This is a genomic window from Scardovia wiggsiae F0424, assembly GCF_000269605.1.
GTDB classification, from domain to species: Bacteria; Actinomycetota; Actinomycetes; order Actinomycetales; family Bifidobacteriaceae; genus Scardovia; species Scardovia wiggsiae.
The window spans coordinates 320,427-335,300 of the sequence record NZ_AKCI01000001.1; the positions used below are offsets into that span (position 1 = coordinate 320,427).

Annotated in this window: 10 protein-coding genes, 2 tRNA genes and 1 riboswitch; of the genes, 11 read left to right on the forward strand and 1 reads right to left on the reverse strand. The window is 52.3% G+C overall.

The window, feature by feature from the left end; genetic code table 11:
• The first annotated feature begins 6 nt into the window (after positions 1-6).
• From HMPREF9156_RS0101515 to HMPREF9156_RS0101535, 5 genes are all read left to right on the forward strand, one after another.
• Complete coding sequence (locus HMPREF9156_RS0101515; RefSeq protein ID WP_017147385.1) at positions 7-1,038, forward strand: ribose-phosphate diphosphokinase; 1,032 nt, start codon at positions 7-9, stop codon at positions 1,036-1,038.
• Positions 1,039-1,111: 73 nt separating this feature from the next.
• Positions 1,112-1,182 (forward strand) — tRNA-Gln (locus HMPREF9156_RS0101520).
• Positions 1,183-1,283: 101 nt separating this feature from the next.
• A complete protein-coding gene (glmU, locus tag HMPREF9156_RS0101525; RefSeq protein ID WP_007148171.1) occupies positions 1,284-2,675 on the forward strand; it encodes a bifunctional UDP-N-acetylglucosamine diphosphorylase/glucosamine-1-phosphate N-acetyltransferase GlmU in 1,392 nt (463 codons plus the stop codon).
• Between the two features lie 55 nt (positions 2,676-2,730).
• A complete protein-coding gene (gene rsfS / locus HMPREF9156_RS0101530; protein WP_007148172.1) occupies positions 2,731-3,204 on the forward strand; it encodes a ribosome silencing factor in 474 nt (157 codons plus the stop codon).
• Positions 3,205-4,068, forward strand: coding sequence for a histidine phosphatase family protein (locus HMPREF9156_RS0101535; RefSeq protein WP_007148173.1), 864 nt, complete (start codon positions 3,205-3,207; stop codon positions 4,066-4,068).
• Here the strand turns inward: HMPREF9156_RS0101535 and HMPREF9156_RS0101540 are convergent.
• Complete coding sequence (locus HMPREF9156_RS0101540; protein WP_007148174.1) at positions 4,065-5,702, reverse strand: amino acid permease; 1,638 nt, start codon at positions 5,700-5,702, stop codon at positions 4,065-4,067. The genes HMPREF9156_RS0101535 and HMPREF9156_RS0101540 overlap by 4 nt on opposite strands.
• A gap of 60 nt (positions 5,703-5,762) precedes the next feature.
• A riboswitch (Lysine riboswitch) is annotated at positions 5,763-5,969 on the reverse strand.
• 214 nt (positions 5,970-6,183) lie between these two features.
• Here HMPREF9156_RS0101540 and HMPREF9156_RS0101550 point away from each other — a divergent pair.
• The 6 genes from HMPREF9156_RS0101550 (at position 6,184) to holA (ending at position 14,866) form a co-directional block, all read left to right on the forward strand.
• Positions 6,184-6,256: transfer RNA gene (locus HMPREF9156_RS0101550), tRNA-Ala, on the forward strand.
• An 800-nt stretch (positions 6,257-7,056) separates the two neighbouring features.
• A complete protein-coding gene (locus HMPREF9156_RS0101555) occupies positions 7,057-8,007 on the forward strand; it encodes a magnesium transporter CorA family protein (RefSeq protein ID WP_029246307.1) in 951 nt (316 codons plus the stop codon).
• 132 nt (positions 8,008-8,139) lie between these two features.
• Positions 8,140-11,094: a leucine--tRNA ligase gene (leuS, locus tag HMPREF9156_RS0101560; RefSeq protein ID WP_007148176.1), complete on the forward strand. Its 2,955-nt coding sequence runs from the start codon at positions 8,140-8,142 to the stop codon at positions 11,092-11,094.
• A 266-nt stretch (positions 11,095-11,360) separates the two neighbouring features.
• The gene (locus HMPREF9156_RS0101565; protein WP_007148177.1) at positions 11,361-11,936 is read left to right on the forward strand and encodes a ComEA family DNA-binding protein; all 576 of its coding nucleotides are present in this window, start codon (positions 11,361-11,363) and stop codon (positions 11,934-11,936) included.
• A 16-nt stretch (positions 11,937-11,952) separates the two neighbouring features.
• Positions 11,953-13,917, forward strand: coding sequence for a ComEC/Rec2 family competence protein (locus HMPREF9156_RS0101570; RefSeq protein WP_007148178.1), 1,965 nt, complete (start codon positions 11,953-11,955; stop codon positions 13,915-13,917).
• Positions 13,880-14,866 carry a DNA polymerase III subunit delta gene (gene holA / locus HMPREF9156_RS0101575; protein ID WP_007148179.1) on the forward strand — a complete coding sequence of 329 codons (987 nt, stop codon included), beginning with the start codon at positions 13,880-13,882 and terminating at the stop codon, positions 14,864-14,866. The genes HMPREF9156_RS0101570 and holA overlap by 38 nt, the downstream gene beginning before the upstream one ends.
• Positions 14,867-14,874: the final 8 nt, after the last annotated feature.

A 14,874-nucleotide genomic window follows, 5' to 3' on the forward strand; every position in this document is an offset into this window, starting at 1 on the left:
GGAGACATGGTGAGCGTAGTTCTTGAAGGCCAGCCGGACAAAAACCTCATTTTGGTCACTGGCAGGGCAGACCCCAAACTTGCGCAGGATGTTGCAAAATATCTTGGAATCGATGTTTTGGAAACGACTGCTTATGACTTTGCTAATGGTGAGATGTACGTCCGTTACACGGAATCTGTTCGTGGTGCGGACGTTTTTGTTATGCAGAGCCATACAGATCCTATCAATAAATGGATCATGGAACAGCTGATCATGATCGATGCGCTCAAGCGTGCATCGGCCCGGTCCATCACAGCGGTGTGCCCTATGCTCGGGTATGCCCGCCAGGATAAGAAACATCGCGGCCGGGAGCCTATTACCTGCCGGCTGGTTTTCGACCTGTTCAAAACCGCCGGTGCAGACCGTGTTATGTCTGTTGACCTGCATGCTGCGCAGTCCCAGGGGTTCTTTGACGGTCCCGTAGACCATCTGCAGGCTATGCCCGTACTTGTTGAATATGTGCGTACACGTGTACCGCTTGATAATGTGGCCCTGGTGTCGCCTGATGCGGGACGTATCCGTGTTGCAGAACAGTGGGCGCTGCGTCTGGGGGGCTGCCCGCTGGCATTTATCCATAAGACCCGCGATATTACCCGTCCCAACCATACCGTGGCCAACCGCGTTGTGGGCGATGTTTCCGGCAAAGACTGCGTCCTCGTTGATGACCTCATTGATACGGGCGGTACGATTGCTGAAGCGACAAAAATCGTCCTTGAGGCTGGGGCAAAATCTGTTATCGTTGTGGCGACCCACGGTGTCCTTTCGGATCCTGCTGTGGAGCGCCTGAAGAATTGCGGTGCCTGCGAAGTGGTTTTGACTGATACAGTTCCGATCTCTCCTGAGAAAAGATGGAAGGGCCTGACGGTCCTGTCTATCGCCCCGCTTCTTGCCGGAGCCATGAAAGCTGTTTTCAGCGATGGTTCTGTGGCCAGGCTTTTTGAAAACTATCCCCGGTATCATGGGGCTGATATACCTTTGGCCTATCCGCGTTCGGAATAAGATGGTTGCAGCTGTGTGCCGGTGACCAGCGGGTATGCCATAATAGTGCTTTGTGGGCGCTGCGGCGCCCAATTCCCCCATGGTGTAATGGCAGCACACGGGTCTTTGGAACCCTTAGTCTTGGTTCGAGTCCAGGTGGGGGAACCTGTGGTTGCGTAGCCGTTGCGGCTGCGCAATTTGCGTATAACAGGCAACACACGACAGGCGGGGCGGGATGCCCTGCAGATAGGAATCCAGGAAGAGATATGGCAAAATTGGATTGCGCGATTATCCTTGCAGCGGGGGAAGGGACCCGCATGAAATCGGATACCCCTAAAGTACTTCATGATTTTGCTGGAAAGACTTTTCTCCGGCGCGTTATGGACAGCGTCAGCGCGCTTCATCCGCGCAATGAGGCTGTGGTCGTCAAATACCAGGCAGAGCGCGTCGCCCAGGCGGCACGGTCGTATAACAGTGATGCGGCTATTGTTGAGCAGGATGAGATCGCCGGGACCGGAAGGGCCGTGCAGTGTGCTGTTTTTGAACTGGAAAAACTTAATGAATTCCATGGGACTGTGCTTATTGTTGCTTCTGACATGCCCCTTCTGGATACTGCAACCCTGCATCAGCTCCTGGAAACCCATGAGGCCCATAACAATGCAGCGACTGTCCTGACAGCAACCCTGCAGGATCCCTTCGGATACGGCCGTATTATCCGCGATCCGCAGGGGAACCTTCTGCGCATAGTGGAGCAGAAAGATGCCAATGCGAGTGAGCTGCTGGTCACAGAAGTGAATACGTCAGTATACGCGTTTGATGCTGAAGTGTTGTCCCAGGCTGTCTCAGGGCTGTCTGCCGATAATGCGCAGGGGGAATTCTATCTTACTGATGCGCTGGAAACAGCACGGGAGATCGGGCATGTCGGTATCTTCCAAGCCCCCGATAACCTGAGCGTTGAAGGCGTCAATGACAGAGTGCAGCTTGCCGCATTGCTCAAGGCGCATAATATCCGTGTGTGCGAAGGCTGGATGCGTGAAGGTGTCACAGTTATTGATCCTCAGACAACGTGGATAGAAGATGACGTTAAGATCAGCCCTGATGCGGTTATCCTTCCGGGGACATATCTTAAAGGCTCAACTGCCGTATCGTCGCATGCCGTGATCGGTCCGGATACTACCCTTATCAATACCCAGGTTGATGAGGGCGCTGTAGTTGAGCGTTCCCGTGCAGAGGATTCCCGTATAGGGGAGGGGGCTGTGATCGGCCCATGGACGTACCTGCGCCCCGGCAATACGCTTGGCCCGCATACAAAAGCGGGGGCATATGTGGAAATGAAAAAGGCGGTTATAGATGAGGGGACGAAAGTGCCGCATCTCAGCTATGTGGGAGATGCGCATATCCACGAAAATACCAACGTCGGCGGAGGCACGATCACCGCAAATTATGACGGGGTTCATAAGAACCATACGGAGATCGGCTCCCATGTCCATATAGGTGCGGGCAATATGCTTGTAGCCCCGGTAACAGTAGGAGATAATGTTACTTCCGGGGCCGGCAGCGTTATCCGCCATGATGTCCCTGATGATGCTATGGTCTATTCCGAAAATTCACAGCATACAGTTGAGCAGTGGAAACCGGCTTGGGAACGTGAAAAATAGGCAGCGTACAATAAAAACAGGAAATAATAAAATAAAATAACGAAAGCGAGAATTTATGCCAGCAGTGCAGGATTCCATTGACTCAGTACGTATTGCCGCTGCGGCTGCAGACAGGATGAAAGGTGAAGATATTATTGCCTTTGATGTCACTGAGCCGCTTGCAATCACCGATATCTTCCTCATTATTACGGGGGATAACCCGCGTCAGGTACTGTCTATTGCTGAAGAGGTCGAAAAGCAGATGCATCTGCAGAAGGGGATAAGCCCCCGCGAACGTGAGGGTGTCAGCGAGGGGCAGTGGATACTGCAGGATTACGGCGACTTTGTGGTGCATATTATGGACCGGGAATCACGCGAGTTTTATGACCTTGACCGGCTGTGGAAAGAGTGCCCGCGTATCGGCCTCGGGCTTCCTGAGCATGCCGGCGATGGGCAGAAGGGCGCCGTTGGGGCTGCTGCTGATGATACCACTCATGATGAGGCAGCCTCGGCAGATAACGGCCGGCCGGCTGAAGGGGCACTGGGTTAAATGGGGCAGCATGTACATTCAATATTCCTGATCCGGCATGGGCAGACTTCATACAATGCCCAGCACCGTTTTCAGGGGCAGATAGATATCCCGCTTAACGATATCGGGCGCTGGCAGGTCCGCCAGACCGCTGCTGAACTCACGCGCCTGTATGTGCAGTCTGATGGTGATAACACATTTGATGTGCAGTCGGGTGTGAATGGCGCGATCAATGGTGACGGGGAGCGTGTTGAGGTATTTTCGCGCAGTGCTTCCGCATATTCTGACGGGCAGCCGGCCTCTCAGGGCGGGAGTGTGCCCTCTGCCAGGCATCAGATCGTGGTGAGCTCGAATCTCGGAAGGGCCCAGGAAACTGCACATACATTTGCTGATCCGCTGGGGCTTCCGGTTCATGTAGACGAGCGCGTAGCTGAACGCAATTTCGGTGACTGGGAAGGCATGTCGATGAATGAGGTCCGGGAACAGTTCCCTGAGGATTACGTCGCATGGGAGCGGTTTGAAGGCGGGGAGCTCAGGCATGGGGCAGAGCTTAAGGAGCAGGTCGGTACGCGCGGAGTCGCAGCTGTCACAGACTGGGCAGCCAGGGCAGGCAGTGATACTGACCTTTTTGTTTTCTCGCATGGAGCGTGGATCAATCAGACCGTGCAGACCCTTTTGCGGCTGACTGATACATATCCGGATTTTGCCAGCCTGGTATCTATGCGCAACGCTTTCTGGGTAAAGCTGTCCGGGCTGGATATGCCTGACGGTTCGGTACGCTGGCGTCTGGAAGAATACGAACACGGGCCAGTCGCTGCTTACATTACCGACTGGAATAATCCCGACCTTTCCGGGCAATCCAGCCTTTCTAGCCTCCAGGCCTAACTCATCCCAGTCTTCTGTACTTTGTGCGCGGCTGCTGTATGGGCAGTCCCCCCGATATCAGCCGTTTTATCGTGCTGTATACTGAGGCTGTCAAGATCTATATCTTTAAGAGGGATGACTTTAGTGCGGTTCCTGATCTTGTATCCTAAATACAGGATCAGGAACAGCGGCACGGACATGTAGATGACGCAAATCGCCTGCCAGTTGAGCGTCCTGAAAGAATTCAGATCCTGCCCGACTATGACCAGGATACACAGGATAAAAGCAAGGACAGGACCGAAGGGGAACCATTTCGCATGGTATTTCATTTCATCAAGCGAATGCCCTTGTGCTATGAACGCCCTGCGGAAGCGGAAATGCGATATGGCGATCCCCGCCCATGCTATAAAACCGGTGAGCCCGCTTGCCGCTACAAGGAATATGTAGATATTGTTCCCGAAGATGCTTGTCAGGAAAGTCAGAAATGCAACAAATGTTGTCCCTAACAGTGCAGGTATGGGTATGCCATGGAAATTGACCATACCGAAAATGCCAGGCGCATGTTTTTCTTTGGCAAGGGCATAGAGCATGCGTGTGGAAGCGTACATACCCGAGTTTGCAGCAGAGATAACAGATGTGAGGACTACTGCATTCATGACGGCGGCGGCTGCGGCGAGCCCTGCGCGTTGGAAAACCAGGGTGAATGGGCTCATTGCGATATCTGTTGCTTCTGATCCCAGCAGGCTGGGGCTGGTGTAGGGGATGATGCAGGCGATAACAAATATTGAGAGGATATAGAACAGGAGTATCCTCCAGAATACCTGTTTGATGGCTTTGGGGATGCTTTTCTCCGGTGTGGCGGATTCGCCCGCAGTTATACCTATAAGCTCAGTCCCCTGGAAGGAAAACCCGGCGACGGTAAATGCCCCAAGCACTGCGGGGAAACCTCCGACGAAGGGAGCCTCTTTATATGTGAAATTAGACAGGAAAGTAGCTTTTCCGCCAATGATCCCAGCTATGGTAAGGGTCCCTACGATAAGGAAGATGATAACGGTTATAACTTTTATGAGTGCCATCCAGTATTCAGTTTCGCCGAAGGACTGCACGGCAAGTACATTGATGAGGAAGATCACGGCAAGGACAGCCAGGGAGAATACCCAGACAGGCACTGACGGGAACCAGTACCGCAGGACTATGGCACTGGTCGTGGTATCTACGGCAACAGTGATAGCCCAGTTGAACCAGTAGTTCCATCCCATCGCGAATCCGAGTGCAGGGTCGACGAAGCGTCCCGCGTACGTGGCAAATGACCCTGTTACGGGCATATATGTAGCCATTTCGCCGAGTGATGTCATCAGGAAATATACCATGATCCCGATTGCAGCGTATGCAGCAAGGGCGCCGCCGGGACCGGCTGAATGGATACTTGCCCCGCTGGCAACGAAGAGCCCTGTGCCGATGCTCCCGCCAAGGGCGATCATGGATACGTGCCGGGTTTTCAGGGCGCGTTTGACTGTGTTGCCGGAACGTGGCTGCTCAGGCTCTGAACTTTGCGCTGCTTCCGCCTGTATGCCTGGCTGCTTTACTGCAGCGTGCCCGGTATGTGATGGTGAACCGTTCTGCTTGCCCTGGTATTGGTTGCCTGAATTGCTCATTTTCCTCCGTACGTCTGTGGTACAACGTGTTCCAGAGGCTGTGCGGCTTAAGCAGAACCGGATCTCGATAGCGCTCCGTAGCTGTCCGGGCCTCTGCAGTGCAGAAACCGTATAAACTACGACAGTCTTTGACCTTTTGGATCAAAGCCCAGCGTACGGCTGAAAAAGCGGCCGTACGCTTCGGCGTTTTCCCCTTTCGCTGTTTATCGTTGCTGCTTTTCAGCTCCAAACAGGTACTGATGTCAAACGCGACCTCTGGTCGATGGGAACAATTATGGGTTCCCATGCGGACAAAGGCTGCCTGTGCAGCCAGAAGATGGTTTTGCTGCTGTTATGCCTGCTGATAGCCTGCAAGATCTGCAGCCGTGTAAACGGGGAAAATCAAGGCGTTCCATGGATCCTGGGAGGTATCCGACACGCTGATAATTCAATCAGGGATAGCTAAAATACTCCCTATTCGCTAAAATGATTCACGTACTTCGGGGCTATGGCGCAGTTGGTAGCGCGTCTCAATGGCATTGAGAAGGTCAGGGGTTCGAATCCCCTTAGCTCCACTTCTGTAAAGTATTTAGAAGCCTTGGAAACATTAGTGTTCCAGGGCTTTTTCTTTTCCCGTTCCTGTGATGTGCCCACGTTTACCTATCTGTCATTATCCTCATTTACCGTTTTTAGATAATTGGGGATACTTGGCTGCGGATAGCTTTGCTTAGAGAAGTGTCGAAGAGGAATGCCTGATTGTAAAGATGCTATAATAAAGACTAAACTCGTATGAGTTTTTCATTTTATATCCTTTACTCCTGCCCATTGAGGGCAGGAGGTTATGTTTTTTACTACTGGGTATAGTGCGCTAAGAGTGTTTATATACCTGTTTACTCTCCTCTAAACAATTGGCAATTTCCGGCTCCAGAGGGCTGGTGTGGCTGTGGAGCCTTTCCTGGAGCGGAATTAGCTTTCACAGATGCAGGAGGCTGGAACTGGCTTAGAACGTCAAGAGGGGAGTTAAAATCGCTTGGTAAAGTAAAACCAACCATATGCTACGAAATTTGGTATCCATATGGATCATCACAACTGAAGCCTGTTAGTTTGCCTGAATAGCTGCCGGATTCCAGAGGATCGCTCGTATCCATGCGCTAAGGCTCCTCGGCTTTATATTGAAATTGATCTTATTCATTTAAAATTGTAAAGATCGATAATGACAGATTCCGGGTGCATATAAAGTAAGCTATATCTTACACGGTGTTTAATCTATTTATAGTAAAGGTGCAGCGTTCAATTTTTACTACGTATTTACTTCAGTATAAAATATAAGGTTGTGATGTAAAGCTTACTCGGTGTATTGAGGGTGGTGATGGCTATGATGCGTATATTTAATACGATTGACGGGCAGACAGAGCAGGTCTCGAAGCCTGAACGCGGCGCATGGATATCACTTGTTGACCCTACGGATATAGAGCTTTCCACGGTTTCGCAGAAGCATAAGATCGACCTTGCAGACCTGCGTGCCCCTCTGGATGATGAAGAGCGCTCGCGTATTGATGTTGAAGATGACTATACTATGATCATCGTTGATATACCTACTGTCGAGGAACGTGCCGAGCGGAACTGGTACAACACTATCCCTCTGTCTATTATTGTGACTGACGGCGTGATCATTACTGTATGCTCGCAGGATACCCCGCTTCTGCACCCGTTTATGGACGGGACTATCCGCGGGTTCAATACTTTCATGCATACACGGTTCATTTTGCAGATACTTTACCGGAATGCGGCAATGTATTTGCGGTATCTGCGTATCATTGACCGGGAATCCGACAAACTGGAGATCAGGATGCAGGACTCCACGCGGAACCGTGAGATACTCATCCTTATGGAGCTGTCGAAATCTTTGCTGTATTTCACCACAAGCCTTAAGTCGAATGAGATAGTGCTTGAGAAGCTGACCACCCTGAACCGTATCAGGCCGTACGAGGATGATAACGATCTGCTTGAGGATGTGATCACAGAGAATAAGCAGGCTATTGAAATGGCGACTATTTACCAGGGAGTCCTTCAGGGGATGACGGATGCGTTCAGCTCTATTGTGTCGAATAATGTGAATAATGTTATGCGTGTATTTACTATTATTTCCATCGTCCTGACCATCCCAACCCTTGTATTTTCGCTGTACGGCATGAATTTCCCGTGGATGCCCTTCCTTGACAAACCGTGGGGTTTTGCGATAGTTATGCTTTCCACCCTGGCCATTACCGTGGGCGCTACATGGTGGCTTATGCACAGCCGTTTCTTCAAAGTGGGCAAAGGCTGAACTGCCCTCAGCCTGTCTTCAGCCGCTGTCCCATTCCTGCTGCGCGTTATAAAGCCTGTACTATAAAATCTGTAAAGTCGTAAACAGCGGGGATAATTTCATACAGGAGTTTGCAACAGATACAGGAGAATTATGAGCACCGATTCCGAACCTAGGTACAGGTATACTGCGCAGGCTGCGCAGGCCATAGAGAAACACTGGCAGGATGTATGGGACAAGGAAGGCACATTCTGGGCCGGGAATGTGAAAGGCCATCTTAAAGATTACCGTGGGGACCACGCGGACGGGCGTACGCCGTATTTCGTCATATCCATGTTCCCCTACCCGTCAGGTAAAGGCCTGCATGTAGGCCATCCGCTCGGATATATTGCAACAGACGTTATGGCACGGTACCATCGCATGAAAGGTGAAAATGTGCTGCATACTATGGGATACGACGCTTTCGGCCTTCCGGCGGAGCAGTATGCGGTGCAGACCGGGCAGCATCCGCGCATCACTACTGAACAGAATATTGCCAATATGCAGCGCCAGCTTCGCCGTATGGGACTCAGCTTTGATTACCGGCGTTCCCTGAAAACTATAGACCCTGAATATATCCGATGGACACAATGGATCTTTTCACGGATATATGATTCATGGTATGACGAAGATTTTGTCCGTGCAGATGGGACGAAAGGGAGCGCGCGGCCAATCAGCGAGCTTGAAGCCCAGTTTGAATCAGGGGCCCGTGAAATCCCGGGATTCGAGGGTACGGGGAAGCAGTGGAAGGACCTTACCCGTGCCCAGCGGGCCGATATCCTTAATGGTTTCCGGCTTGCGTATATTTCCAAATCCCCTGTCAACTGGTGCCCGGGGCTCGGGACCGTGCTGGCCAATGAGGAAGTGACAGCGGACGGGCGCTCAGAACGGGGCAATTTCCCTGTATTTCAGCGCGAGCTGAGCCAGTGGTCCATGCGGATCACCGCGTACGGGCATCGGCTTATAGAAGATCTGGATACTATCGACTGGCCTGAAAAAGTCAAGCTGATGCAGCGTAACTGGATAGGCGAGTCGCATGGGGCTTCTGTGCGTTTCGGTGTATACAGCGTTGACGGCACCAAGCTTGGACAGGATCTGGAAGTTTATACAACACGGCCCGATACCCTTTACGGCTCAACTTTTGCCGTTGTTTCCCCCGAGCATCCGCTCCTTGAAGAAGTCCCTGAGCAGTGGGAAGCTGATATCCCTGCCCGGTGGACGTCCGGATACAGCGACCCGAAATCTGCCGTCCGCGAATACAGGAAGGCTGCTGAGGCGAAAACAGCCCGCGACCGGATAGAAGATAACGGGGCTAAAACCGGCTTCTTTACAGGGTTGTATGCCAAGAACCCTGTAACCGGGACGCTTTTGCCTGTTTTTTCTGCTGATTATGTGCTTATGGATTATGGGACTGGTGCCATAATGGCAGTCCCGGGCGGCGACCAGCGGGACTATGAATTTGCTGATGCTTTCGGCCTCCCCGTCATCTACACAGTAAAGCCTTCCGATGGTTCGCAGGACAGCCTCGGCAATTATGAAGGGAAATCTGCTTATATTCTCCATGACGGCATAGTTATCAATTCTCCCAGGGATGCTGATGAGTATACGGGCACTGCGCCTTCACTGAACGGCATGTCAGTTGACAAGGCTGCTGAGGCGATGATTACGTGGCTTGAACGTGAAGGGGCAGGCCAAGGCAGGGTCTCTTACAGGCTGAGAGACTGGCTTTTCTCCCGCCAGCGCTACTGGGGGGAGCCGTTCCCCGTCGTTTATGATGATGAGGGGGTAGCCCATCTGGTGCCTGACAGCCAGCTTCCTATAGGCCTGCCTGACGTCCCGGATTATGCGCCGCGCACGTTCGATCCTGAAGACAGCGAGTCAGACCCTGAAGCGCCGCTGTCACGCAACCCGGACTGGGTAAATGTCACCCTTGACCTGGGGGACGGGCCTCAAACCTACCACCGTGATACCAATACCATGCCTAACTGGGCCGGATCATGCTGGTACTATATGCGTTATATTGATCCGCATGACAGTGCGCATATGGTTGATAAAGATGAATTCGCATACTGGCTTGGCCCCCAGCATAACGCTACGGCAGGGGCTGCCGGCGGGGTAGATCTGTATGTCGGAGGTGTGGAGCATTCTGTGCTTCACCTGCTGTATACACGGTTCTGGCATAAGATCCTTTTTGACCTGGGGTATGTGAATTCACCTGAGCCTTTCCACAAACTTTTTAATAACGGGTACATCCAGGCATATGCATATACGGATTCCCGGGGGCAGTATGTTCCGGCTGCAGAAGTCGAAGAAAAGGATGTGGACGGTGTATCTGAATATTCCTGGAAGGGGCAGAAAGTCAGCCGTGAGTTTGGCAAAATGGGCAAAAGCCTTAAAAATATCATCACGCCTGACGAAATGAGCAGACAGTATGGTGCTGACACTTTCCGGCTGTATGAGATGAGCATGGGGCCCATTGATGAATCCCGCCCCTGGGATACCAAGAATGTCATCGGCGGGATGCGGTTCCTGCAGAGGCTGTGGCGCAATGTAATTGATGAGAATACAGGGGAGGTTGCTGTTACAGACGATGCCCCTGACAGCAAGACCCTTAAGCTGCTTAACAATACGATCGCCGAAGTTACCGAAGAGATTGAGGGGATGCGGCCGAATACCGCTATTTCCAAACTGATCGTGCTGAATAACCATCTGACTACGGTGAAGGCGGTACCCCGGTCAGCGGTAGAGCCGCTGATCCTCATGCTTTCCCCGATAGCTCCGCATATATGCGAAGAACTGTGGAACAGGCTGGGGCATGCGGAATCGATAGCCCATGCGCAGTGGCCTGAAGCAGACAGCCGATATGTGGGCCAGGATACTGTTACTGCCGTGATCCAGATAAAGGGCAAGATCCGCGGCAAGCTTGAAGTCCCCGTCGATATCAGTGCTGAGGAGCTGGAAAAGCGCGCATTGGAAAGCGAAGCAGTAACCAGCAGGCTTGAAGGGAAAGCCCCAAGGAAGGTGATTGTAAAACCGCCAAAAATCGTGTCGATTGTTCCGGCAGAATAGCATTCCGGGGTTACTGTTACTGGCAGGTCTCCGGTTCCGGCCTGAGAGGTTTCGGCTGAGAGGTTCCGGCCGGGACGCTGCAGCTGCCGGATACGCAGCTGAGGCCTGTTGTCAAGCGTAAGGCAAGGTGTGTTATCCACATTCGGCCACAGCTTATGAAAATGGTGCCATAAATGATAGTTATGTGGCACCATTTCTGTATGCGGCACGGTAAGATTCCAGGACGGCACCGGGATATTTATGCACACCCATCCCACCGGTTTTTTATGACGCCCGCGCAGGCGGTATGTATCATCCTTATCCTCGTCACAGGGCTGTGTGCAAGCCTGACCCTGCTTATCATACAGTCTTCAAGCATACGGTCGCTTCAGCAGGCGGTGGGTATTGCTGCGTCCGACCGCAGCAGAGGCACCGGCCGGCATCAGGATCACCAGGAGAAGGATGGGGACGTCGCGCAGCACGGTACCGGGGATTCTGGCAATACAGGCAGTGCAGCCGGGCAGGCAGAGGAAAGTGAGCAGAGCCGTACGCTTCAGCAGGAAGCAGAGCGGAAGGGAGGGGCTGCCGGGATGTCCGGACAGCCCTCACAGGGTGCCGGGCTTTCGGGCAACGGAGGAAATCCCGGAAGTTCGGGGAAGCAGGATATGCGTATCAATATCAATTCTGCTTCTGAAGAGCAGCTTGAAACAGTAAAAGGTATAGGGCCATCTACCGCAAAGAAAATTATCGCTTACCGCACATCCCACGGCCGTTTCACATCTGTTGATGAGCTTCTCAACGTTGCAGGTATAGGGGCAAAAACACTGGCAAAAATCCGCGGCAGCATCAGTGTATCCGGGTAGCGGAGGCGGCGGAACGATGAAAAACAGTATCTATAAGGATTTCAGATTATGCATTGTTGCCGTGGCTTTATGGGCAGCTGCACTGATATGCCATATGAGGCCCGGGCTGATCCCCGGTTTTGCCATTTCCTGCGGTGCGGGTATCGTGGCAGGCTCTGTAATAGTGTTGCTGTGCGCCGGCAAGGTACCTCGCCTGCGGCCCGGTATCCTTGTGAGTGCAGGGCTTTATTGTATTGTGTGCTCGGTCGCCGGCCTGTGTATGGCTGTCAGCGTATGCGTATATGAAAATACGGAACAGTCAGATATCTCTGCGTTTGGTATATCTGGCATGCATGGCAGGCATGGCACTTTTAATGCTCCTGGCGCATCCGGCATACTTGGCACCCTTAGCGCACCCGGCAGAACTCAGCTGTCTGGTTCCAAAGATACTTCTTCTGCACCTGTATCAGTGTTCGTGCGGGCAGAATCGCCGATGACGGCTTCCGACAGGAGAAGCTTTGACTGCAAGATCGATGCGCATATTACGCATGTAGCCGATGCCGGCGGCGTCCTGTCAGCTGTTTCGCTGCCTGTACGTTTATATGCGAAAGGCGGGTCATGCATATTTGAAAATCATGGATACTTTGCTGTTACAGGCGCAATATCCCGGGCCCAGTATGGGAAAGTCCCATACTGGATATCTGCCGGCAGCAGGGCAGGGGGACCGGGTGCTGCTTCTGCAGAGATATCCGTAAAACTTGTGGAGAAGCCAAAACCATGGTTCAGATATATAAACAGGATGCAAAATGCATTTATCGCACAGACACAGCGCCTTTCACCGCAGGGAAGGATACTTGTTCCGGGCCTGACCTTAGGTGTTATGGGCAATGAGTCCTTCCTCGCGGATAATACTTCGGCATCAGGCAAAGTATCCGGGAACGGGGTACGGGGAAGTGGTGCTGTTCCGGAAAGGCAGGCAGGGATAGGCAATGCGAGCCCGCCATCCATTCCAAGCGCATATATTTCCCGTATTAAAAATTCTTTCCTCAATCTGGGGATCATGCATCTCATGGCTGTTTCAGGGAGCCATTTTGCCCTTATCGCAGTATTCCTCAGATGGATACTTGTCCGGCTGCATGCGCACCGGAAGACAGTAGCCGGCGTGACAGCATGCGGATACTGTGCGCTTTATATGTTTATGTACCCTTCAGACTCCATAGTAAGGGCTCTGGTTATGGGGATGCTGGGGATACTTGCATTATTCGCAGGCATCCTGAAAAATGCATTTTCACTGTTAAACCTTATGGTCATAATGGTCCTGCTTATCTGCCCATCCTATGCATGGAGCTTCGGATTCGCCCTGTCCTGTTCTGCTGTCTACGGGATATTCCTTTTCCATCCCGCCATGTGCGGGATACTGTCACGGTATATCCCCAGGGCTGGCGCACAGGCCATATCCCTTACTATCTGTGCCCAGCTGCTGAGTCTTCCGGTAAGCATCCTCATAACGCCATCGATACCTGTACTGTCTGTGGCTGCGAATCTTGCCGTTGCGCCGTTCGTATCATGCGCAACAGTATTTGGCATAATAGGGTTCATAACGTGTACTGTATGGCCTTCCTTATCTTTCGGCTGTGTGTGGCTCGCTTCGGGGTTTACCCAGGTAATGAATGTCGTATCCCTGTGGCTGTCAGACAATCCGTGGTGTGCGGTGCCGTGGCCTTCGGGGATAAAAGGTGTGCTGGTTTTAGCTGCGGTATATAGCGCATTCAGCATGGTAGCCATTGCTGTGCGGATTGCACGTGCCGTGAAGGCTGCAGGAATAAGTAATGATGCTGAACTGCATATAGGACCGCGTGAACGGATGCAGAGGTACTGGGATGATATACGCCGAAGCATTTTTGTTTCCCGCTGGCAGCAGGGCGCTGAAGCGGTTTGTCCACCGATAAAGGAACAGTGGAAGCATGCCGCAAGGAAGGATACATATCGTCTCAGGTGCTGATGATTTTCTGTCAGACCAGCGTGTACGCGAGCTTAAGGATAAAGCGCATGCAGCACTGCCTGATGCTGAGGTTATAGAGCTTGACGCGGCATCCTGCACATCCTTTGATTTCGATGAGGCGGTCAGCCCCTCCCTTTTGTCGGATGCATCAGTTGTTGTCATCTCCCATGGGGAGGACATGGCTGAAGATGTTGGAAGGGCGCTGGTCAGCTACTGTTCAGATGCCCGGGCATCAGCCAGCCCCGCAGCAAGTATCGTTATCGTACAGCATAACGGTTCTGCAAAGGGGAGTGGCATTATCAGAAGGGCTCAGGCTGCGGGTGCTGCAGTCGATAAAGTTGCGGACCTCAAGAATGCAAATTCGCGGACGAACTTCGTCAGACAGCGTTTTGAAATGTATGGCCGGCGTATCAATAATGATGCTGCACAGTTCATAGCGGATACTCTAGGGGCCCGTACCGGTGAGATCGCTGCATTATGCCGCCAGCTGTGTGATGATTTCCCCGATAACCCTATGACGCTTGCTATTGCCCGTACCTATCTGTCTGCGGACCCTCAGGTCACAGGTTTTACTGTTGCCGACTTGGCTATTGGAGGGGATCTTGCGCAGGCTATTATTGGTATGCGGAATGCCGTGATACAGGGGATAGATCCTCTGGCGATCCTTGGGGCGATTGCTGTAAAGATCCGGTCAATGGCAAAGGCTTCAGCTGTTGACCAGGGCAAAATCACCCCTGCTGAGGCAAAAATGTCGCCCTGGCAGCTGCGAAATGCACGCCATGATGTGCGCGGGTGGACTTCTGAAGGCCTGGGTAATTGTATCCAGATTGCAGCATGGGTCGATGAACAGTGCAAAAGCAATGGGGCGGACCCACTCTATGCAATGGAATATCTTCTGAAAGCTATCGCATCCAAGGGGAATATCCGGATGGATGGGATAAACAGATAAAGGCCGGT

Coding starts and splice junctions, on each gene's coding strand:
- leuS (WP_007148176.1), top strand. CDS start 8,140: ATGAGCACCGATTCCGAACCTAGGTACAGGTATACTGCGCAGGCTGCG.
- HMPREF9156_RS0101540 (WP_007148174.1), bottom strand. CDS start 5,702: ATGAGCAATTCAGGCAACCAATACCAGGGCAAGCAGAACGGTTCACCA.
- holA (WP_007148179.1), top strand. CDS start 13,880: ATGCCGCAAGGAAGGATACATATCGTCTCAGGTGCTGATGATTTTCTG.
- HMPREF9156_RS0101535 (WP_007148173.1), top strand. CDS start 3,205: ATGGGGCAGCATGTACATTCAATATTCCTGATCCGGCATGGGCAGACT.
- HMPREF9156_RS0101570 (WP_007148178.1), top strand. CDS start 11,953: ATGAAAAACAGTATCTATAAGGATTTCAGATTATGCATTGTTGCCGTG.
- HMPREF9156_RS0101565 (WP_007148177.1), top strand. CDS start 11,361: ATGACGCCCGCGCAGGCGGTATGTATCATCCTTATCCTCGTCACAGGG.
- HMPREF9156_RS0101515 (WP_017147385.1), top strand. CDS start 7: ATGGTGAGCGTAGTTCTTGAAGGCCAGCCGGACAAAAACCTCATTTTG.
- HMPREF9156_RS0101555 (WP_029246307.1), top strand. CDS start 7,057: ATGATGCGTATATTTAATACGATTGACGGGCAGACAGAGCAGGTCTCG.
- glmU (WP_007148171.1), top strand. CDS start 1,284: ATGGCAAAATTGGATTGCGCGATTATCCTTGCAGCGGGGGAAGGGACC.
- rsfS (WP_007148172.1), top strand. CDS start 2,731: ATGCCAGCAGTGCAGGATTCCATTGACTCAGTACGTATTGCCGCTGCG.